Below are 21,028 nucleotides of genomic sequence, written 5' to 3'. Positions count from 1 at the left end.
CATGCCTTGGATACGGGAGATTCATTTATGTCGGTAGAGGGCAGCGCGGGTGATCTGGTCAAGGTCGTGACCTTACTGGGGGCGGCGGTGGTGGCAGTGCCTCTGTTCAAACGCCTGGGCCTGGGCTCCGTACTGGGCTATCTGGCGGCGGGGCTGGTGATCGGCCCCTTCGGGCTGGGCCTGTTCAACGACCCGCAGACCATCTTGCACACCGCCGAGCTAGGGGTGGTGATGTTTCTCTTTGTCATCGGGCTGGAAATGCGCCCCTCTCATCTGTGGAGCATGCGGCGCGACATCTTCGGCCTGGGCAGTCTGCAGACACTGACCTGCGGTGTGTTGCTGACCGGGGTAGGGTTGGCGTTCGGTTTTCCGCTGGCGGTGTCTTTCGTCAGCGCGATGGGCTTTGTGCTCACGTCCACCGCCATCGTCATGCAGTTGTTGGGCGAGCGTGGCGACATTGCCGCAGCACGCGGGCAGAAAATCGTGGCGATACTGCTTTTCGAAGACCTGTTGATCGTACCGCTGTTGGCGCTGGTGGCGTTTATCGCCCCTCTCGATCCTTCTGCGCCGGTTGCCGACTCGCGCTGGGCCAGTATCGGCATCGCGGCAGGTTCACTCGCGGCGCTGGTCGCCGTGGGGACCTGGCTGCTCAACCCGTTGTTTTACATCCTGGCCAACTCCAGGGCGCGCGAGGTGATGACCGCGGCCGCATTGCTGGTGGTGCTGGGCGCAGCACTGTTGATGCAACTGGGCGGTCTGTCCATGGCCATGGGGGCCTTCCTCGCCGGGGTGCTGTTGTCGGAGTCGACTTTCCGTCACCAGCTCGAGGCGGATATCGAACCCTTCCGTGGTTTGCTGTTGGGGCTGTTCTTCCTGGGCGTCGGGATGTCGCTGGACTTGACGGTGGTCGCACACAATTGGCCGCTCATCGTCGCCGGTGTGCTGGCGATGATGGCCGTCAAGTCACTGTGTATCTACAGCCTGGCGCGGCTGACGAGGAGTTCCCACGCCGATGCCATGGACCGGGCCGTGCTGATGGCCCAGGGCGGTGAGTTCGCCTTTGTGCTCTTTGGCGCCGCCTTGGCCAGTGGGGTGATAGCCCCGCAGGTCAACGCCAACATGACTGCCGTGGTCGTGCTCTCCATGGCACTGACGCCGTTGGTGGTCATCGTCTACCGGCGTTGGGGACCCAAGCACGGAGCCTCCCTGGAAGGCACGCAGGCGCCGGAGAATCTGGCCGGCAGCGTGCTGATCATCGGCTTTGGCCGTTTTGGGCAGATCGTGAGTCAGCATGTGCTGGCGATGGGCGCCGATATCTCCATCATCGACAACCAGCCTCAGGTTATACGCGACGCCAAGGATTTCGGCTTCAAGGTGTACTACGGCGACGGCACCTACCCCGACATATTGCATGCCGCCGGGGCGCACCACGCCCGCGCCATCCTGGTATGCGTCGACGACCGCAAGGCCGCCACGCGAATCGTCGAGTATGCCAAGACCCGGTTCCCCCATGCCCGTGTGCTGGCACGCGCACTCGACCGGGAGCACGCTATCGAACTGATCAACGCCGATGTGGATTACCAGATCCGCGTCACCTTCGAGTCGGCCATGACCTTTGGGCAAGAGGCATCGAAGGTGCTGGGCGCGACACCCGATGGGGCCGAGGAGATTGCCGCCGATCTACGCCGCAAGGACGCCGAGCGTCTGGCGCTGGAGGTAGCGGGTGGCATTTATGCCGGCAAGTCCATGATCCTGGGCAATGCAGTCGCCAAGGACCGATGATCATGGCCTCTATCATCGACACGCAGGCAACTGCCGTTGTCCGGTTCTGGCGGGAGGCGGGCGCCAGTCAGTGGTTCGCCAAGGACCCAGCGTTCGACCGACGCTTTCGCGAGCGTTTTCTCGACCTGCATCGGTCGGTGGTTCGCGGTGAACGCGACGCTTGGCTGGATACCCCCGAGGGCGCGCTGGCGCTGCTGATCCTGCTCGACCAGTTTCCGCGCAACGCCTTTCGTGGCACCGCGGACATGTACGCAACGGACACCCTGGCCAGACATGTCGCCCGCCTGGCGCAGGCAGCGGGGCATATGGAGGCGGTCGATGCTGACCTGAGGCTGTTCTTCTGCCTGCCCTTTGCCCATTCCGAGGACCTCGTCGACCAGGATTTTTCGGTCCTGCTCAATACTCGATTGGGGCAACCCTGGCTCGCCCATGCCGAAGGGCATCGGGATGTCATCCGCCGATTTGCTCGTTTCCCCCATCGCAATCGGCTGCTCGGACGCGAGAGTACGCCTGAGGAAAAGCGTTTTCTGGAGGAGGGGGGCTTCGCCGGTTAGGCATTATTATGGACAAGCTTATCCAGTACCGTATTTTCATCCAGGTCTCCGAAATGGGCAGCTTCATCAAGGCGGCCCACATGCTCGAATTGCCGCGGGCTTCGGTATCTGCCGCTATTCAGGAGTTGGAGACAGATCTGGGCGTACGGCTATTGCATCGAACGACACGACGGGTGCAATTGACCGCCGATGGCACTCAGTTGCTGGAGCGGGTACGACGGCTACTGGCGGATGCTGACGACATCCAGCGGCTGTTTCAGCTGCATCAACACCAGGTCTCTGGACGCTTGAACATCAATGTTCCCAGCCGTATCGCCCGAAGGCTGATCGCACCGGCCCTGCCGACTCTCAAGCGCAGCTTTCCAGAGCTGCAGCTCGCCTTGGGCTCCACAGATCGCGCTATCGATCTGGTGCAGGAAGGGGTCGACTGCGTCGTCCGCGTTGGCCATCTGCTCGACAGCAGTCTGTTCGCCCGGACGATCGGGCATATCGCGCTGATCAACTGTGCCTCTGTTGATTATCTTCGCCAGCATGGCACCCCGAAGGAGCCGGGAGACCTGACACATGGGCATTTCTCGGTAGGGTATGCCTCGCCGAATAACGGTCGTGAGCTACCTTGGGAGTATGTAAGCGATGGCAAGACCCATGAGGTGGCAGTACCCAGCTGGGTGATCGTCAATAACGCCGAGAGCTATATCGCTTGCTGCATGGCGGGAATGGGGTTGATTCAGATCCCCCGGTTCGATGTGCAACACCTGCTCGATTCCAGGCAACTGGTGGAAGTCATGCCCGAGTTTCGGGCCGCGTCGATGCCTGTCTCGCTGCTGTACCCACATCGACGCCAACGCTCGCGTCGGCTCAATGCGTTCATCGAATGGTTTGAGGTGTTGATGCTGCCATCTCTTGAGTCTCCGGATTCGCTCTGATCCGCTCATGTTCGTTCAGCATCCGCCACTCGCGGCGCGGACTTTGCCTCGGCCTGTCATCAGCTTGACCTCCAGTACTTCGCCAATGTCGGAGGCGCTATGCAAGGGCGCAATATTTGTATCGAAGTTGAAGTCCTGGAGGGTGGTCGGACCGATGTGGTCGTCTCATCTATATATGTGTCAGTCGCCGTGGCCGTTATCCAGACTGATAGACACTTGCTGATTCTGATGTTCAGAGACGAACAAACACGGAGAGGTTTGCCACTTCGAATAAAGCGATCTATCAACCAGCCTATCAAGTTGAGGTCATAGAACTTGACGCCTCGAAGTCAGAAACGGTTGCCAAGCTGTACAAGCAGTATCCGCAAGGGATTGGACGTGTTTCCTGGATTGTTTGTCTGGATTTTATGGGCTTTCCATTGAAGCCCGATTAATTACACTTAATCTTCAGACATAGAGGACTATCTGGCTGTAAACAGGATGACCGTGATCGACGACTTCGTCGAATTCACTCACATACCCCACGCCTCCAGTTTTATTCAACGCAGTTAATTAACAGGAGTATGCAGTCATGAGTTTGCAAGGAAAAGTTGCAATAGTCACGGGATCGTCCAAGGGGCTCGGGCGCGCCATTGCGCTACGCCTGGCCGAACGCGGTGCCAATGTCGTGATCAATTACTCGAGAGACAAAGCACCTGCTGATGAAGTAGTGGCTGCGGCGATAGCTGAAGGTGTCAAGGCGATCAGCGTACAAGCAGATGTGTCCAACGTTGTTGAAATTGAAGCGTTGTTTCAGGCCGGGCTCAGGACATTCGGCAAAATCGATATTGTCGTGGCCAACGCGGGCATAGAAAAGGTCAACATTCAGGTGGTCGACGTGACCGAGGAGGACTTTGATCTACTCTTTCGCGTTAACACCAAGGGTCCCTACTTCGTCATGCAGGCTGCAGCTCGCCACATCGCTGATGGCGGCCGAATCATCAATATTGCCTCCAGCTCGACATCGCGCCCGCAACCAGGACTTGGTCTTTACGGGACTAGCAAATCCGCGCCGAAATATCTCGTGCGGGTGTTAGCCCAGGAAATCGGTCATCGCAAAGTCACCGTCAATTCACTTGTCCCTGGCCCGATCGACGGCGCCGGCATCTTCACCGGAGTCGGTGACGACGATCCTTACAAAAAGAGTTTGCTCGAGACGATCCCGATTGGGAGGCTCGCAAAGGCACAAGATGTCGCTGATATCGCGGAATTTCTCGCCAGCGACCAATCGTTCTTCATTACCGGTGAAGAGATTCTGATGAATGGCGGCTCAAGCAACTGAATCGGGCAAACGAAACCGCATCCGGTTTCTATTGCCCTCTAATTGGGAGGTGTGTAATGACTGAGACAATGCTAATGAAGGCGGTACAGGCCGTAGAGGTAGGGGGAACTTTCGTCGTGTCCCAGGTTCCCGTACCCGTACCTGGTCCACGACAGGTTAGGGTCAAAGTACATGCGTGTGGCGTCTGTGCTGGGGAAAATATTGCTCGAATGGGCATGCTGGGTGTGACTTATCCCCGAGTACCTGGGCATGAAGTGGCCGGTGAGATCGACTCGGTAGGCGCCGAGGTGACGACCTGGAAACCTGGAGACCGTGTGGGAGTTGGCTGGCACGGGGGGAGTTGTTCTAACTGTGAGTATTGCCGTCAGGGCGACTTCACCAACTGCACCGACCGTATGATCGTGGGGGCGAGTTACGATGGAGGGTATGCCGAATATATGGTGGTACCGCAAGATGCTTTAGCGCGGATTCCCAATGTGCTGTCTTTTGCGGAGGCTGCTCCGCTGATGTGTGCGGGTATTACAACATTCAACGCGTTACGTCATTCTGGCGCTCGTCCGGGCGATACGGTTGCGATTCATGGCGTGGGAGGGTTAGGCCATCTTGCCGTTCAGTTTGCGAATAAAATGGGGTTCCGCACGGTAGCGGTGAGCCGTGGTCGCGCCAAGGAAGCCCTGGCCCGCAAGCTTGGAGCTGACGAATACATCGACAGTACTGAGGGGAGTGCAGGGGAGGCCCTGGCCCGTTTAGGTGGAGCGACAGTAGTGCTCTCAACGGTAGGATCAGGCGCAGCACAGGCGGATCTGACCTTGGGTCTCAAGCCTAATGGTCGTCTTGTGTTTGTAGCGACCGACCATCAGCCTCTGGGTGTTTCCCCTGACTTACTGGTATTTGGTCGGCGTAGTATCGCTGGTTGGTATAGTGGCAATGCCAAAGACAGCGAGGAAACTATGGCATTTGCGGCGCTCAAGGGGGTGCGGGCAATGATTGAAACCTATCCGCTTGAAGACGCAGAGGAAGTCTTCCTGAATATGAGCAAAGCGAAATTTCGTTCGGTACTTACGATTTAACGCATTGTGTAGAAGTGCGGGCCTGATCTGACAGTTGCTAGGCTCTCTAGTTTTGACTGTCAGATCGATCCTCAATCGACCCCAAGTTGATGGAATACCAGAAGGTGCAACTCACCTGCCCTTACCAACAGCAGTATGTCAGCCACGTGTTGAGCGATGTGATGGCGACACAAGCTGGAAAGTCGAAGTAAGCAGAAAATTAAGATGAATTCCGAATTGAGGTACTTACTTCTCGTCTTGGTTGTTACCTGTGGTGTTTCTGGCTGTGACTCGCGAAAGAGTTGGCTGCAAAGGTCGCCAGGCCGGGCACCATTCTCGAAATGCTTTCAGGAATGCTGTTAATGTCACCAGGTGATTCTCCGGATGCCGGGCGAGCGCCAAGTCTATTACAGGCGGGGCATCAACCAGCGGTCGAGCCACTACATCTTGTGAAAACAGGCGCGCTGGCTTGATGATCGTTCATCCGATTGACTATGGGTAGAATCCAGTAGCGTAGCTTGGAATCACTCCTTCTTGGCCCTTGATACACCCCAAAAACAAGTCCAGAGTTGAGTCTTTTCCTACTTTGGCAAGAAAAGAAATCCCTTAGATTTCAATGGGTAGGACGCTAGATGCGAGTCTCGTTTCCCGCTCCAAACATAGCGCTTTAGGATTCCACTGAATTCTGCAGCGATCGCAAAAGGACCTTCGGGTCCTTTTTGCGTTTCTACCAGAAATCCTGGATTCCAGTGGTAGCCAGTACGTTTAAGTCCTTTTTCAGGACCGGTTCAAAACTGTATGAGTGCCGGATCCCTTTTGCTCACCAGACGAGCGTCGGGTACTGGCTCTTTAACAGGAGTTCACCATGCTTCTCTTGGAAATGACCATTCGGCATGCCCGAATCACCCCAGGCACCCGCGAATTACATCTTTCACATTTTCTCTGCCTAAGCACTGCCACCTCAGGCTGCTTGCGTCATTTCATGTCTTTGGTCTGCACCCACAGCACCGCGTCTTGCGACAGGGGTTTGCCCTTATGGGTTTTCGTGGCGCCGATGTCCAGGGCTGCCAGGCCCCACCAGCCGGCCCGGGGCAGGCCGATGGTTACGATGCCCTGGGCGTCGGCATACGTGCTCAGGACGTTGAATGACGGGTTAGGCGCCGTGACATGGGCTTGCTGGCCGAAGGTGTGCTGCTCGATATCGACGGAGTAATTGAGGTATTCGACTTCGACCTTGGCGAGCGGCACGGGCTTGCCGTCGGCCAGCACCCTGGCGCGGAACACGCTGCCAGTCCAGTTTGCATAAGGCTTGCTCAGTGGCTGGATCTCCACTGGCAAGCCCTGCGGCTGCAGCCACTGACCGGGGACTCCGCCGACATTGACGATCAGCTTGGTGAACTGTTGGATGTAGACGTCTTCCTCGGTTTCCAGGTAGGGCTCGGGCTCGAGTACGAAGGCATGGTCACCCAGTGAGCGCATCAACTCGCGGGGAATCGACGCGCGGTAGGCGCTCGCGCGATTCTCGCGACTCTGCCATTCGATGGGGCGCAAATATTCGCGCAGGTCGGTCTTTTTCCCGCCGTGCGCGCTGGTATGGCTGAAGGCGCGGGGTTCGTCCATGGCCAGGGTGGGGCCGCCGAGGAAGGGATGGCTGAACACGAGCGCGAACTCCAGTTTTTCCGCGCGCTGCAGCGCTGTCTCCTCAAGGTAGAGCATCTGGAAATGCGCCTCTGCGGCGTCGGCCAGGCAGCCGAGTGTCGCCGCGGCAAGGGTTTGGAGCAGTCGTCGTTTGGTCGGCATGGTCGATCTCACCTTGAAATGTCGGCGGACTGAATCGTCGCGTCATGGCCGTCTCCGCCGAGGAACACCACGGAGTAGTTTGCGGAGGGAGGGGCGAACGTGTAGCTGTTGTCCTGGTCGAGGCTTGCTTCGAGCAACACCTTTCCGCCGGGGTCCTGGACATTGATTTTCCGGCCAGCGGCCGAGCTGCCGTCGGTGTAACCCGCCTCGCACTTCACCAGGTCATCGCGCTCGAGGTAGCAGTCGATGACCGGGGCATGGGCGAAGGCTGCCTGGCAGAATGACAGGGCGCCTGCCATCAGTAATCGAGGTGCTGAGTCCAGGGGTTTCATAAGGTCTTCGGTCTCCAGGGTCGAGGTTGGTCATTGGCGCGACGAGCGATCATCGCCGCTTGTTGTGTTGCCAGCCGGCGCGAAGGCCGCCAGCAAGGCATCCAGGTTCGAACTCAGGAGTGCGTCGTACCCGCTGGCCGTGTCGGCGAGCATTCCCGGATTGCCCGTATCCAGGATCAGCAAGCGTGCGCCGCCGTCCTCGATGGCCTGGGCAATCCTGGCGTCCGGTGGCCACTTGTGGACCACCACGCGGATGTCCCGCTCGCGCAGGTAGCGGGTCAGCGCGGTTCGGTCGGTGTCGCTCCAGTCGATGTCCTGTCGGACGAACCAGCCGTCGACAAAAATGCCGAACTCGCCGAACAGGTAGATGAGCTCATTGGCCAGCGACAGCACGCGCAGGTCCGGCACGTCCATCAGCCGCGCCCCATAGTTGGCCTTGAGCCGGCGCAGTCGGTTTTCGAGTGAGGCGAGGTTGCGCTCGATCCGCGGCGCATCCGCGGGGGACAGGCGCGCCAGGTCGGCGGCGATAAGCGCCGCCATGCGCATGGCGTTGACGGGGCCGAGCCAGGCGTACGGCGACAGGCCGCCGTCGACATCGCGTGCGGCGGCCCAGGGGACGTCGTTTGATGGCATGCGGGTCACGGCCACGCCGGGCTTGATGGTGTCCCATGAGCGCGAGGCATCGATCTCGACGATGCGCAGATTGTGGCGGCGTGCCGTCGCATACAGCGGGTCCGCGCGCCACAGACTGCCCAGGGTGACCACGGCCGCGGCCTGCCGGAACACGGTGGCCTCCAGGCGCGACAGCGCGCTGGCCTGGCTTTCCATAGGCACCGCGGTGCCTGGCGGCAGGCGGACGGCCTCGATGCTCGTGCCGTCGCTGAGTGCCGAAGTGAGCGCATACACCGCCGGCAGGGCGACAAGCACCTGCTGCTTGCGGGCTTCCGCGAAGGCCGCAGGCTGGCTGCCCAGCAGCAGCGCCAGCAGCGCCAGCCAGGGGTGACGTGACAGGCAAGGCCATTTCATACGCTGGGACCTCTGAAGCGGGACGCGGTAGTGCGGATCACGGTGGTGATGGCGAACACCAGGGCGGCGACGATCACGATCGCGCCACCGGTCGGCACGGGGATGTGGAACTGCATCGGCGCGAGGATGCCGACCATGCAGGAAAAAGTCGCAATCAGGATGGCGCGCGTGACCAGCCCCGGGAGGGACCGGCTGACGTTGCGTGCCGCCGCTGCCGGTATCAGCAGCAGGGCTTCGACGAGCACCGCGCCGATGATCTTCAGGCAGGCCACCGTCACCAGGGTGAGCAGCACCACGAACAGGTACTCGACGCCGCGCACCGGCACGCCGCGAGCCTGCGCCAGGCTCGGATTGAGGCTGGCCAGCAGCATGCCGTTGTACAGCGGCAGCCCGACGAGGGCGGTGGCCGCAGTGACGGCAAGCAGCACGTTCATGTCGCGGTGGTCCACCGCCAGGATGGAGCCGAACAGCACGCTTTCCATCACGTGGGTGTTGATCTTCGCCGACACGAACAGCAGCAAGGAGGCCCCGACCGCCAGCGAGATGGACAAGAACACACCGATTAGCGTGTCGTTGGACAGGGTGGTGCGATGCTGCGTGTACTTCAGGGTCAGGGCGAACAACAGGCAGCAGCCGAACATCGACAGGTAGGGCGAGGTGTAGGACTCGCCGATCAGCACGCCAATGGCGACGCCGGTCATCGCCGCATTGCCGACCGACTGGCTGAAGAACGCCATGCGCTTGATCATCACCATCGAGCCCAGCACCCCGAGCAGGGGGCCGATGAGCAGTGCGCAAAGCAGCGCATTGATCACGAACTCGTACTCGAACGGTTGCGGCAGGAGGCCACCCGCGGAGAGCGCCTGGAGCTGGTCGCGAATGAAGTCGTACAGGGTGCTCATTGGCTGGCCTCCGGTTGGCGGGCGATCTGGTCGCTGGGGCCATGGAACAGCACCCGCCGGTTGATCACGGTCACCGATTGCGCGATACGCCTGACCTGTTCGAGGTCGTGGCTGATCCAGAGGATGGTGACGCCGCGGCCGTGCAGTTCGGCCACCAGCGCCTCCACCAGTCGCACCCCCGGCTCGTCGATGCCGGCGGTCGGTTCGTCGAGGATCAGCAGCCAGGGCGAGGGGCTGATCGCCTGGGCCAGCAGCACTCGCTGACGCTCGCCGCCGGACAGGCTGCCAAAGGGTTGTCCAGCCAGTGTGGCAATGCCGGTACGCGCCAGCGCTTGGACATTCGCTGCCCTGGCGGATCGGCCAGACCCGAGGAAGGCCGGCCGGCGTTGACCGAACAGGGCCATGACATCGTTGACCGTCATCGGCACGTTGCGGTCGAAGTCCGGCAATTGCGGGACATAGCCCATCGGCGTCGTCATTTCGCCCTCGAACCGGACCGCCCCGGAATGCGGCATCTGCCCCAGCAGCGTGCGCACCAGCGAGGTCTTGCCGCCGCCGTTCGGGCCGACCAGGCAATGAAGCGCACCGGCCTCCACCCGGAAGCTCACCCCGTCGAGCACCTGCGTGCCTCCCAGTTGCAATGAGACGTTATCGAACACTACAGCGGGTCCGCGCATCGCTTGTTGCTCCTTCATCGCTGTGTGAATTCAATGGCCGCGGCCAGGGTCTCGAGGTTTTCACTCATCGCCACCTCGAATTCGTCCGGGCTGTAGGCACTGCCGGTGATGTGAGACAGCGCGAAGACCTTCACGCCGGTGACGGCCTCGATCGGCTTGGCCAGGTCGATGGAGAAGTGCTTCTCGGCGAACAGCACGCGCACGTCGGCCTTCTTGATCGCGTCGATGGTGTTGGCCAACTGGCGCGCGGTCGGCGTGACGCCGTGGCGCGGCTCGATGACGGCGCTCACAAACAGGCCGAATTCCTGCATCAGGTAGTCGTAGCCGGCGTGCGTTGTCGCGCACCGGAACGCAGACAGGTCGCGCTCGGCAAAACGGGTCATGAAGCGGGCCCGCAGCGCCCGCAGGCGCGCGGCGAACGCCAGGGCGTTGTGTCGATAGGCCGCGGCGTTGTCCGGGTCCAGTGCCCCCAGCCGGCGGGTGATCTCGAACACCTGTTGTATCGCTGCCGTGGTGGAGACGAAGGTATGCGGGTTGACCACCTTGGCGCCGCCCTGGTCGCCGCCGATGGGAATAAGGGCCACCGAGGCATTGGCCTGGATGATTGGCAGGGTCGCCCCGCGGCCGGCGGCCTTGATGATCTCGAAAGCCCACTCATCGTGTCCGATGCCGTTGACGACCAGGGCATCGAGGCTCATCGCGCGGGTGATGTCGTCGGCCTGCGGCTGGTAGTTGTGCGGGTTCGCCTGCGCCGGGATGAGCGCCACGACCTCCGCCTGGTCACCGACGATGTTTGCCACGAAGCTGTAGTAGGGGTGCAGTGTGACACCGATTTTCAGCTTCTTGGCCGAAGCTGGGGCCGGGTCGGCGAGTGCGATGGTGGGTATCAGTAGCAGCAGCGCGATGCAACGGCGCCACAGTGCGCGGTGTTTCAGGGAGGCGGTCATGGCTGGGTTCCTTTTACGTGTCCGACTTCGCTGGCACCATCGTAGGGAATGACCTGGCGCCAGCCTTTGCCGACCAGCGATTCGGGCTTGACGATGCCGGGGTAGGGAGCGTTCGGGTCGGGGTGGACCCAGATCGTCGCTTGGTTGGCCCACATGACACCGGCATGCGCATGCCCGATGACCAGCAGGTAGGCGCTCTGGCCCGGCGCGCGGCCGGCGGCGCCGTAGTAGACCGTGGCGCCCTGGCCCTGGGTGGCTTGCGAGACCTGGCTGGCTGCCTGGTCCGCGGGCGTGGCGGGGGCATCGACGGTCAGGGCATGGGGCTGCTGGGTGCCGGGCAGAATCAATTGCCAGCGCACCTCGCCATTGGTCTTCCAGAACGCGTCACGGTAGAAGGGCGGCAGCACAATCTTCTGAGCGTGCTCCAGGGTGATCCAGCCGCCGGTATCGTTGTTGAACCAGATGATTTCTTCACCGGCGGGTAACAGCGCGCTATGGATAGCCTGATCGACCGAGCCCAGGCCATCGAAGGAGCGCACCTGCCAGCTTAAGGGGGTCGGTGGGCCCGCTTTCTCGGGGCGCAGCATCACATTGCCGCTGACGCTGGCGACGACTGCCAGGGCCACCATCAGGATCGCCAGCGCTTCCCAGCGGCCAGAGGCCGGGCGCACAACCTTGATTGCGCGGTGTGCGTCAGCTTCGGGTGCGCGGCGCCAACGTCGCGACAGGCCAGCCATCAGGAAAACGCGATCCAGCGGCCGAGGCAGATCACGCCCGCCCACAACGCCAGCGAGCTGAACCCGGCGACACGCGCCTGGCCGGGAGGCGGCAGCCTGGTGTCCCATTCGTCGATCCGGCGAAAGGCGCCCAGGTGGAATATCCCCATGTTGAGGCCCGCCAGCAGCAACAGGCCCATCTTCCACAGGAACACGCTGTTCTGCGCATAGGTCGTGGCATTGGCGACGAACATCAGCGCGCCGGTGATCACGCAGGCGGCGAAGGCGACCCAGGTGTACGGCAGCAGTTCCTGGATCAGCCGGAGCGCGCTGCGGCGATGGGAGGCCACGCCGAGCAGGCGTAAATCGACGACGGCGATGGTGCCGAAAACGAGAGCGATGCCGATCACATGCACCGCCTCCAGGGCCGGGAAGGCCGAGCCCGACTCGCGGATGAAGGTGGCGACAGAGGTTTCCTGGAGGGTTTGCAGCAGGGCTTGAATGTCCATGGCGAATACCTGAGAGCTTTCGTTGAAAACGCTTAGATCGTGTAGGCGATCCAGCGACCGCAGATGATCACGACGCACCACAAGCCGATCGACAGCCAGGCAAGCGCCTTGGCGAGACGGGGCTCGGCAGCGCTTTGCGCATCGTCGGCAGGGCGTAGCAGGGGGCGCCGCAGCAGCCAGGTCAGGGTGAACGCACTCACGACCAGGGCCATCTTCAGCCAGAACGCCGTGTTGACGAGGACGCGATCAGGCTCGCCGATGGTCATGATCAACCCCGTGAAAAACAGGACGACGAGCGCATTGCGCATCCACGGGTAGTAACGGCGAACGACGCCACCCAAGGGCTCGTCCGTGGCGAGCACGCCCGCCAGCCGAAGGTCGGAGATCAGCGCGGAGCCGAAGATCACCGCGATGGCCAGGATGTGCACGCTCTGGACGGTGGGTACGACCCAGAGCATGTCCCTGATGGCTGTGCTCAAGGGGGACGCGTAGATCCAGGTAATGACGAGTTCTGATGACATCGGCTTTTCTTCCACTGTGGGTTAGAAGTCTTGAGGGGTTGCGATCGAACGCAGGCCCGGCGCGTCTTCCGGAAGCAGGTAGCCTTCCTTGATCGACAGGCCCTTGGCGTCCTCGAACTGCTGTTGGTAGTTGCTGAAGCTTCCATAACGCTGGCCAAGCAGGTCCTTCGAGTAAGCCACCTTGGTGTCGTAGATCAGGCCGCAGCCGGTCTCCTGTTCCGTGAGGTAGGTCGCGCTGGGCACCTGGACCCACGGCGGGCGTACGCCCCCTTGCAGGTTGCCGGTCACGGGGTCGCGCGCGGCGGCCTTGCCCTCACGGGCGACCCGCGGGGCTTTCGGCATGGGTTTGTCGTCGCGTACCCATTGGTCCATGCCATCCAGGAGCGCCGAGACGACCAGCTCCACCGGCTCGTCGTAGAGCGTCCGGCACCGTGGGTCGTCGCCCCTGCCAAGGTCGGCAGCGAGCCGTTCGGAGTGCTCCGTGCCGAGGTCGGCCTGCCGCAGGTGCGGCATGCCGGTCACTTCGTAGTAGCGAACCTGCGGGCTGTCGGTGTCTGGTGGCAGGCTGATACCTTCGAGCACGTCGTGCATCAGCTCGGACTGGCTGTAGACGGTCACGAACGGCACGCCGTCGGGCATCTGGCGGGGCAGCCGGATGACGTCGCCGCCCACCTCGCCATAGGCCATGCGGCCGGTCATGTAGGCATCGATCAGCGGCGTCGCGTCGGGCATGCGCCATTGCTGGTGCCGGCCCTGGTCTAGGTAGTCCATCCAGACTTGCGCGGTCACGGCCCAGCTATTGACATAGACCCGTCGCACCGCGAAGCCGGCCAACGGGCTTTGCACCGCAGGGGTTTTCAGCAGGAGCGCCAGCTGCGCCGCGATACCCTGGGATTGCGGGGTGAACGGATCGGGACCTTCGCCGCGGGTGAAGTGTCGCGGATCGTAATAGCTGCCCAGCGGCGCGTAGCGGGCATAGTCGAAACGGCGCATGAACTCGAAGTTCACGATCCGTCCGTACTGGGCGATCGCCTCGGCCTCGGCGGCCGGGGTGGCGGCGATGAACTTGGGATCGACGGGCGGCTGGTTGACGTTCAGCGTGTACCCGACGTACGCGTAGCCGCGGCGCAGCAAGTAGTCGCGGGTCAGGATCCAGCCGGCGCCGCGCTCGCCGAACCAGCTGAACGGCTCGATCACCACCGTGCCATTGAAGCGCGCGGGGTCGGCTGGCCTGCGCACCAGGATGCGTGTGGTGTAAGGCGCCTCGAAGAGGTTCTGGCCCGAGGCGGTGATGGTCGGGGCGACGCCTTGCAGGTAAAACTCCTCCTCGATGTAGCCGTACTTGTCTAGGTCGCTGTATTCGGTACCCGGGCGTTTCGCCGACGACAGCGGTGGCACGCCGGAGGGCGGCACAGCGATGGCCGTGGGCATGCGGGGCACCTGCGCGAAGCTGTTCGACGCGAGGAGCAGCGCAAGCAGGGCGCTGTGCAGCATCGGCCGCAGGATGCCGCGGGTTGTCGGTCGTTTCATCCGCTCACCTCCAGGTGGCTGCTGATAGGGGCTTCACTCGCGGCTGAGGGTCGCCTTGCCCTCGCTGTCGATCACGATCTGGTTGTTCTCGCAGACGTACTCTTGAATGCGGTAGTCGGAGCGCTTGTAGTCGAACGTGAAGCGATACGGGGTGTTGAGCACCTGCGGGTCCTCGATCACGACCTGGTTCTCCAGGCGGTCCGGCGCCCGCAGCCTGATGCGTTCGGTGATCTTCATCTCCTTGCCGTGCGGAACGTCGTAGAAGCTCACGTCGGTTCGCACGCCTTGTGTCTCCACGACGAGGGTGTCGCCTTCCCAGTGGCCGCGCGAATGGCCCTGGTAGGCAGGGTCCAGCGTCTCCCTCGCGGGCAGCGCTTCGTTCAGGAGGATCCGGCGCACCTGCTGGAGGTACTCGCCGAGGACTATCACTTGCTGGTCGTCGTGAATGATCTGGATCGGAAAGAGCGCCGCCATCAACGTCGGCATGCCCTCGGGCAGGCATCTGGCACTGGTTGTGGCCAGTGGCGTCCCGGCTGCGTTGGCTGCGGCTTGTCTCTGTTTCAACGCGGCGTATTCGCTGGCATAGGGCGCCTTCAGGTCCATCGGGCCGCCCGGGTGCACCGGATCGTCCGGGTTCGCGCCGAACCAGTCGTCCGGGGTTCTTTCCCAGGTGCCGCTGATGTCGGGGCGGGTGCCCGTGGGATGTTGCTCGCCCTGGGGGGGCGACGGGGCCGCGATGCTCATCCAGGCGCCGCTCATGAGCAGGGCGCTCAGCAGGATCGTGACCGGGCTTGAGGTTCGTGTCGGTTTCATTCAGGCATCTCCACCCCGAGGGTCTGTTCGGTTCGCTACTCATGAAGCAGGGCAGGAGTTGCGCTTATCCGCCCCCCGAGAGCACGACGTCACCGATCTTGATTTCCACCAGCAACCCTCCTGGCTCACCGTTTTTCAGCGGCTTGAAGGAAACCTCGGCGCTCTCGCCGGCCTTGATCGAATCAGTCGTCCAGCCCATGCGCTTCAGCGCGTTGACACTGCCGGTCTCGATCTTCAAGCGCTGGGGCGGCGGGCCGGGCGTATCGAGGTAAATCGCGACGTGAGGGTTGGTCCAGGCAAAACGCTCGACCACGCCCTTGTGCGTGATCGTCCGGGTCTGGTCGAAAATCGCGAACGAATGGTGGGCCGCGACCACCGATGGCAGGGCGCCGCAGGCAACCATGCCCAGCAGGCAAAGCCCCCGGCGTAACAGTGGTGAGGGTGGCGAAGGGGTCATGGCGGGGCCTCGGTTCTTATGCGTTCTTATGGCCACAGGATAGGGGGCCGCACTCGCTGTGCCGTAGCCCAAAACGGCAACCATTCAAGGCACCGGGAATGTTTTGCAGGGGGGAGGTATTGCGTGCAGGGAAGGGGCGGCGAGCCCTTTGCAAGTGCTGATTTGGGTTACCGATTGCGTGACACCCGCCGGAACACTCGTGGCTCGCCTCATAAATATAAAAACAGGAGAGACGTCATGCGCACCCCCCATTACGCCCCATTGCTTTCGCTGGTTGCCCTCTGCTCGTTCGAGCCATCGGCGCAGGGCTACGAGCTCTACAAAGAAGACGATGGCGGAACCGTCCTGAACGCCGATCTCTGGGCGGGGCTTGGCTGGTTCGGCAGCAACAAGAACTACCTCGGCGACCCGCAGCAGGAGCCCGGGAAGATGCGCTGGCAAGAAGGCTTCGCCAAATATGGTGTCAGCGGCGCGACGGACAAGATCGCTGCCGGCTCGATCCACGGCGGCTTCAGCCTGATCAGCACGGCGTCGTGGGGTGACGGGGACGCGGGTGGGATCAGCGCGGGTAATGAAAGAAGAACGGCTGTGGAGGACGCTTACCTGGGTTGGAAGTCTGGCGATCTGATTCCCGTGCTGGGCCGAGACGGCGTCGAGTTCTCCTTTGGCCGGCAACTGGTTACGGTGGACGGCTTCCTGATCACCGACGATGGGTTCGCTCCCGGGAGAGCCTTCAGCCCCATCGAGGGCGTCTCGGATGGCCGCTTCAATCGCGGCGGCGCCTACTACCTTGGCCCGCGGCTGGCGTTTGGGCACACCGCGGTCTTGAAGCTGGGAGGTTCACAGGGCCTGCACGGAAGCCTGATGTGGCTGAAATCGGATAACCCCGGGCAGTCGAAGGCCGAAGTGGCGGCCGCCACCCTCGACTACAGGACGCCCATCGGCTCGATCGGTTCGACCTACGTGCGCGGCCTGGATGTCGACGAGCGATATGCCTTTGCTGAGCGGCTCGAGCGCAAGGGCCTGGATGCCTACAGCATTCGTGGCCAGGGCAATGCCGGGATCGAGCATGCCGACTTCGCGTTCGAGGTGGTGCGTCAGGAAAAGCGTTCGGGGTCGCAGCGGGCGATGTTCTTCGACGTCGGCTACACCTTCGCCGATACCCGGTGGCAACCGACGGTGAGCTATCGCTATGCGCGCTATTCCGAAGGCTGGGACTTCCTGTTCCAGGGCGGTTATCGCAAGCGCTACCAGGGTGAGGTCGCGGTGAATTACGCCGCCTCGGTGACCTCGAACATGCAGATCAACGATCTGCTGTTCGCGGTCCGGCCGACTGACACCTTGACCCTTAACGCGATGTTCTTCGACTACCACCAGCTCTCCGACCGTGATGCGCAGGACTCCAGCGCGCGCGAGGTCGACCTGTTTGTGGACTGGATGGTGACGGACAACATCACGCTCTCGCCGCTGCTTGGCTTCTACAAGCCCGAGAAGTGGCTTGGGGACGGAGGCCAGCAGAGCGGGAACGCATCGGTGAATACCTACTTCCAGTTCATCGTCTGGGTGACTTTCTGAGCGGCCGTCCACGCCGCCAACCAGCGTCAGCGCATGCTGATTTGGGATACCTCCCCGGTAGGGGGCCTGAGTATCGTCCCCATGGCATTAACGACACCCACGCTCCTGGCGCTGGTCGTCAGATCCTTCACGGGGCTGGCGACCGCCGGGATGCCAGGCACTGCCAACGTGGGGAAGCCATCAACGTGGGGAAATCATCAACGGAGGAGATACAAGCCATGCCTATAAAAACCATCCCTCGTTCTCGCGCGGTCATCGCGTTGCTGGCCGCCCTGGCCGCATCCGCCTATCCCCTGTGCGCCAGCGCCGCGACGCCCGGCGAGACGTCCGGCGCGGCCAAGGCGAAGGCCGGACCGCCCGACATCAGCGGGCTCTGGATGCCGGTGGGGAGTTCCGTGGACCCGCTCGTCAACAGCACCGGTGCCGATAACCCCGATACCAATATCGGCCCTCCGTTCGGCAGCGTGCCGGAGCTCAAGGGGGTGTACCTCGAGAGCTTCAAGAAGCGCACTGCGGCCCTGGCCGCGGTGGGCAGCGAGTTCAAGACCTCGTGCAAGGTGCTGGGCATGCCGACGAATATGGTCGGGCCCTACGCGGTAGAGATCATGCAGACGCCGACGCAGATCAACTGGGCGCAGGAGTTCCTGCGCGAGACCCGGCGCATCTACCTCGATGGGCGCGCCCACCCCAACCCCGAGGAAGCGCCCCCGACATTCGAGGGCCATTCGGTCGCGCGCTGGGAGGGCAAGGTGCTGGTCGTCGAGACCGCCAACATCCGGCAGGAGACCACGTTGAACGAGTATGGCCACGCCGACGACGCGCTCGGCCATGGCCCCCGCATGGTCATCAAGGAACGGATCTTCATCAACGACGAAGGTCTGCTGCAGGTGGACGGCCTGGTCGAAGACCCGGATGCGCTGGCCAAAACCTGGCGTTGGGCGCCGCTGACCTTCCGCCGCGCGCCCAAGGGGGTCGAGTTCATGGAGTTCGTCTGCGAGGACAGCAATAACGAGTCGATCGATCCCGCGACGGGAGCGGAAGTCACGACGATTCCCCAGCGCCGGAACCTGAGCCCGGCGGACAACAATCCGCAAGGAGAGACAAAGTGAATCTCAAACCCATGCTGTTCAGTCTGGCGCTCCTGGGCTTGCTGGCACCTGCCGCTTTTGCCCACCACTCCTACTCGGCCTTCGACATGACCAAGGTGGTAGAAATTGCCGGTACGGTGGGTGAGGTGCAGTACAAGAATCCCCATGTCTGGTTGTTCGTCGATGTGCAGAGCGGTGGCCAGACAGCGACCTGGGCGATCGAGGCCGGCGGCCCGAACATCCTGATGCGCCAGGGCTGGATGGCCAATACCCTCAAGCCGGGCGACAAGGTCGATGTGCAGCTCGCGCCGATGAAGGACGCGACGAAGACGGGCGGTGCCCTTCAGGCGCTGCGCCTGACCGATGGGAAAACCATCGGAGCCTGGAAATGAAAGCCCTGCGCGAGATCCGCCTGCCCCCCTTATCCCTGGCGACTGTCCTGGCCCTGACGGCGGCCGGGCCCGCCGGTGCGCAAACGCCATCCATGCCGCAAATCGCTCAGGTGCCTTCGAGCGGCCGGTTGCCTCTCGGGTCCGCGTCAAGGCACGGCACGGAGTATGTCGACCTCAAGAGGCTCGGCTACGTCGAGGAGGAGTACTACATGCTGGGGCTCGCGCCGGCGATCAGCGCGTCTGGCGAGCAATTGTTCGACGCGCCCTACGTGACGCGTTTCCTTATCCGTAAACCCAAGGACCCCGGGCGATTCAACGGCACGGTGGTGATCGAGCCGTTCAGCTGGATGGGCGAGCGCGGCGCGGGCTGGATCCTCAGCCGCGACTACCTGCTGCGCAAGGGCTACGCATTTGCCGGCTACACCCTCAGCATCAACAGGCCGGCGAACGATCCCAAGACCCTGGAGTGGGACCCCGAGCCGCGCAACTTGAACCTGGACTTCATGCGGCGCTACGACTACAAGCGCTACGCGCCGCTCGGCAGCTACTACGACAGCGACCGCTTCCGGCGCGGCAGCGGCCCCGACCAGTACCCGCCGCAGTCGCAGGGCATTGCCGCGCAACTGGCGTTGCTGCTCAAGTCCAACCTCGCGAGCGGTCCCACGCAGGGGCTCGACGTCAAGCGCATCTATGTCAATACCTGGGCAATCAACGGCCAGCTCTGGCTCGATTATCTCGACCAGGGGCGCCACCAGCAGTGGCGCATGCCTGACGGGCAGCCGCTGATCGACGCCTATATGACGGGGCATGTGGTGTACGGCGACCTGGGTGGCGAGGTTCTCAGGGTGCCGCAGAACATGCCCGCGGATGCTCCGTTCGTGACGGTCTACAGCCAGACCGAGACGGTGCACGATGCGGGCCAGGAGATCGCGCTACCGCCCGATACGGACCAGCCGCGGCTGCGTTACTACGAAGTCGCCGGCATGCCGCACCTGCGCCTTGCCGACCAGGGCACCGACGGGGTTGAGCCGCATCCGGCTGACGGCGCCAGGCGCGACGATGGGCAATGCCAGTTCCTCTATGACGAGCCCGTGGAGACGGTGGTGGCCGCGATCCTGGACGCGATGGATCGCTGGGTACGTAAAGGCACGCCGATGCCCAGGGCGGCACGGGTCGCTCGCGAGGGCAAGGCGGTTGCCCGCGACCCGCAGACCGGCAACCTGCTGGGTGGCGTGCGTCCGCCGTGGATCAAAGTGCCCAGCGCCAGCTACATGACCGACCAGGAGACCGGCTGCGGTTCGGTCTACGACACGAAGGTGCCGTATTCCGCGCAGCGGCTGAAGGCGCTCTATGGCAGTTATGCAAACTATGCGGGTCGTTTCGAGGCCGCCAAACAACAGGCGATCCAGGAGGGTTATCTGCTGCCGGAGGATGCGCGACGGGTCAAACCGGTCGCTTTGCCGGAGGACTTTAGCGGGGGGCCGCGGTCCCAGCCCTGATGGGGCTGGCGTCCTTCGTCGCCGCTGCACGACGTCACAGTATGCGGCGCAGGACATCGCTGCGTGCGTCCTGGTCGACGAACCGGTGCTTGAGGGCCCCCGCGACATGCAACAGGATCAGTCCGAGCAGGGTATAGGCGAGCACTTTGTGCAACCACTGGAAGACGACGAACCAGTCGTCATTCTTCGCCAGGAGTTCCGGGAGGTTGACCCCGAAGAAGAACACCCCGTCGCTCATCGTGTAGGTGCTCGACATCGAGTAACCCATCAGGGGCACAATCACGAGCAGGGCATACATGGTCCGTTGCGCGAGCCTCGACAGCACTTGTTCATACCTCGCCAGTGTCTCGGGCGGCTGCGGAAGCCTGGGGGCGCGCACGCGCAGGGTGATCTGGACCAGGACCAGCAACAGGGTCAATACCCCAAAGGATTTGTGCCACGGATAATAGAGCTCGTACTTCGTCGCCAGCTCATCGTCGAGCCCGGTCATATGCCAACCGCTCCAGAGGAGGCCCATTAGTAGAATGGCACGCGCCCAGTGCAGGATTCGCAGGGGCGCCGGATACCGCTCGATATTCTGTTGATTCGTCTGGTTCATCGCAGTCTTTCCAT

The 21,028-nt window shown here is 62.5% G+C and carries 22 protein-coding genes; 9 read left to right on the top strand and 13 right to left on the bottom strand.

The window, feature by feature from the left end:
• Nucleotides 1-27: 27 nt before the first annotated feature.
• From AC3RCP_RS19615 to AC3RCP_RS19595, 5 genes are all read left to right on the top strand, one after another.
• Entirely contained in the window at nucleotides 28-1,782 is a 1,755-nt protein-coding gene (locus AC3RCP_RS19615; RefSeq protein ID WP_101338359.1) for a monovalent cation:proton antiporter-2 (CPA2) family protein, read from the top strand.
• Nucleotides 1,779-2,336, top strand: coding sequence for a DUF924 family protein (locus tag AC3RCP_RS19610; RefSeq protein WP_085534361.1), 558 nt, complete (start codon nucleotides 1,779-1,781; stop codon nucleotides 2,334-2,336). Before AC3RCP_RS19615 ends, AC3RCP_RS19610 begins: the two co-directional genes overlap by 4 nt.
• Nucleotides 2,337-2,344: 8 nt before the next feature.
• A complete protein-coding gene (locus AC3RCP_RS19605) occupies nucleotides 2,345-3,262 on the top strand; it encodes a LysR family transcriptional regulator (protein ID WP_101338357.1) in 918 nt (305 codons plus the stop codon).
• Nucleotides 3,263-3,833: 571 nt separating this feature from the next.
• On the top strand, nucleotides 3,834-4,583 hold the full coding sequence (locus AC3RCP_RS19600; RefSeq protein ID WP_087092257.1) for a glucose 1-dehydrogenase: 750 nt from the start codon (nucleotides 3,834-3,836) through the stop codon (nucleotides 4,581-4,583).
• A 56-nt stretch (nucleotides 4,584-4,639) separates the two neighbouring features.
• On the top strand, nucleotides 4,640-5,653 hold the full coding sequence (locus AC3RCP_RS19595; protein WP_101338356.1) for an alcohol dehydrogenase catalytic domain-containing protein: 1,014 nt from the start codon (nucleotides 4,640-4,642) through the stop codon (nucleotides 5,651-5,653).
• Between the two features lie 954 nt (nucleotides 5,654-6,607).
• Here the strand turns inward: AC3RCP_RS19595 and AC3RCP_RS19590 are convergent.
• The 12 genes from AC3RCP_RS19590 to AC3RCP_RS19535 form a co-directional block, all read right to left on the bottom strand.
• The gene (locus AC3RCP_RS19590) at nucleotides 6,608-7,432 is read right to left on the bottom strand and encodes a DUF4198 domain-containing protein (RefSeq protein ID WP_492571040.1); all 825 of its coding nucleotides are present in this window, start codon (nucleotides 7,430-7,432) and stop codon (nucleotides 6,608-6,610) included.
• An 8-nt stretch (nucleotides 7,433-7,440) separates the two neighbouring features.
• Complete coding sequence (locus AC3RCP_RS19585; RefSeq protein WP_492571041.1) at nucleotides 7,441-7,764, bottom strand: hypothetical protein; 324 nt, start codon at nucleotides 7,762-7,764, stop codon at nucleotides 7,441-7,443.
• A 30-nt stretch (nucleotides 7,765-7,794) separates the two neighbouring features.
• Nucleotides 7,795-8,790, bottom strand: a complete 996-nt coding sequence (locus AC3RCP_RS19580; RefSeq protein ID WP_492571042.1) for a metal ABC transporter solute-binding protein, Zn/Mn family — start codon at nucleotides 8,788-8,790, stop codon at nucleotides 7,795-7,797.
• A complete protein-coding gene (locus AC3RCP_RS19575) occupies nucleotides 8,787-9,692 on the bottom strand; it encodes a metal ABC transporter permease (protein WP_492571043.1) in 906 nt (301 codons plus the stop codon). The genes AC3RCP_RS19580 and AC3RCP_RS19575 overlap by 4 nt, the downstream gene beginning before the upstream one ends.
• Entirely contained in the window at nucleotides 9,689-10,369 is a 681-nt protein-coding gene (locus tag AC3RCP_RS19570; protein ID WP_492571044.1) for a metal ABC transporter ATP-binding protein, read from the bottom strand. The genes AC3RCP_RS19575 and AC3RCP_RS19570 overlap by 4 nt, the downstream gene beginning before the upstream one ends.
• Nucleotides 10,370-10,383: 14 nt before the next feature.
• Complete coding sequence (locus tag AC3RCP_RS19565; protein WP_492571045.1) at nucleotides 10,384-11,316, bottom strand: metal ABC transporter solute-binding protein, Zn/Mn family; 933 nt, start codon at nucleotides 11,314-11,316, stop codon at nucleotides 10,384-10,386.
• Entirely contained in the window at nucleotides 11,313-11,987 is a 675-nt protein-coding gene (locus tag AC3RCP_RS19560; protein ID WP_492571046.1) for a DUF6162 family protein, read from the bottom strand. The genes AC3RCP_RS19565 and AC3RCP_RS19560 overlap by 4 nt, the downstream gene beginning before the upstream one ends.
• A gap of 65 nt (nucleotides 11,988-12,052) precedes the next feature.
• Nucleotides 12,053-12,541: a DUF6644 family protein gene (locus AC3RCP_RS19555; protein WP_492571047.1), complete on the bottom strand. Its 489-nt coding sequence runs from the start codon at nucleotides 12,539-12,541 to the stop codon at nucleotides 12,053-12,055.
• Nucleotides 12,542-12,573: 32 nt separating this feature from the next.
• Nucleotides 12,574-13,062: a DUF6644 family protein gene (locus AC3RCP_RS19550; RefSeq protein WP_492571048.1), complete on the bottom strand. Its 489-nt coding sequence runs from the start codon at nucleotides 13,060-13,062 to the stop codon at nucleotides 12,574-12,576.
• A gap of 21 nt (nucleotides 13,063-13,083) precedes the next feature.
• The gene (locus AC3RCP_RS19545) at nucleotides 13,084-14,592 is read right to left on the bottom strand and encodes an alpha/beta hydrolase domain-containing protein (RefSeq protein WP_492571049.1); all 1,509 of its coding nucleotides are present in this window, start codon (nucleotides 14,590-14,592) and stop codon (nucleotides 13,084-13,086) included.
• 33 nt (nucleotides 14,593-14,625) lie between these two features.
• Nucleotides 14,626-15,405: a hypothetical protein gene (locus AC3RCP_RS19540; protein WP_492571050.1), complete on the bottom strand. Its 780-nt coding sequence runs from the start codon at nucleotides 15,403-15,405 to the stop codon at nucleotides 14,626-14,628.
• A gap of 64 nt (nucleotides 15,406-15,469) precedes the next feature.
• A complete protein-coding gene (locus AC3RCP_RS19535; RefSeq protein WP_492571051.1) occupies nucleotides 15,470-15,862 on the bottom strand; it encodes a DUF6152 family protein in 393 nt (130 codons plus the stop codon).
• Nucleotides 15,863-16,099: 237 nt separating this feature from the next.
• On the opposite strand from AC3RCP_RS19535, the gene AC3RCP_RS19530 reads away from it, so the two are divergent.
• From AC3RCP_RS19530 to AC3RCP_RS19515, 4 genes are all read left to right on the top strand, one after another.
• On the top strand, nucleotides 16,100-17,437 hold the full coding sequence (locus AC3RCP_RS19530; protein WP_492571052.1) for an alginate export family protein: 1,338 nt from the start codon (nucleotides 16,100-16,102) through the stop codon (nucleotides 17,435-17,437).
• A 218-nt stretch (nucleotides 17,438-17,655) separates the two neighbouring features.
• The gene (locus AC3RCP_RS19525) at nucleotides 17,656-18,546 is read left to right on the top strand and encodes a hypothetical protein (protein WP_492571053.1); all 891 of its coding nucleotides are present in this window, start codon (nucleotides 17,656-17,658) and stop codon (nucleotides 18,544-18,546) included.
• Entirely contained in the window at nucleotides 18,543-18,917 is a 375-nt protein-coding gene (locus AC3RCP_RS19520; RefSeq protein WP_492571054.1) for a DUF6152 family protein, read from the top strand. The genes AC3RCP_RS19525 and AC3RCP_RS19520 overlap by 4 nt, the downstream gene beginning before the upstream one ends.
• Nucleotides 18,914-20,416 carry an alpha/beta hydrolase domain-containing protein gene (locus AC3RCP_RS19515; protein ID WP_492571055.1) on the top strand — a complete coding sequence of 501 codons (1,503 nt, stop codon included), beginning with the start codon at nucleotides 18,914-18,916 and terminating at the stop codon, nucleotides 20,414-20,416. The genes AC3RCP_RS19520 and AC3RCP_RS19515 overlap by 4 nt, the downstream gene beginning before the upstream one ends.
• Before the next feature lie 34 nt (nucleotides 20,417-20,450).
• Here AC3RCP_RS19515 and AC3RCP_RS19510 read toward each other — a convergent pair whose 3' ends face one another.
• Nucleotides 20,451-21,014 carry a cytochrome b gene (locus AC3RCP_RS19510; RefSeq protein ID WP_492571056.1) on the bottom strand — a complete coding sequence of 188 codons (564 nt, stop codon included), beginning with the start codon at nucleotides 21,012-21,014 and terminating at the stop codon, nucleotides 20,451-20,453.
• Nucleotides 21,015-21,028 lie beyond the last annotated feature (14 nt).

The sequence above is a fragment of the Pseudomonas sp. GW822-FHT05A08 genome, from assembly GCF_058800485.1.
This window is presented reverse-complemented; position numbering and strand designations above follow the sequence as displayed.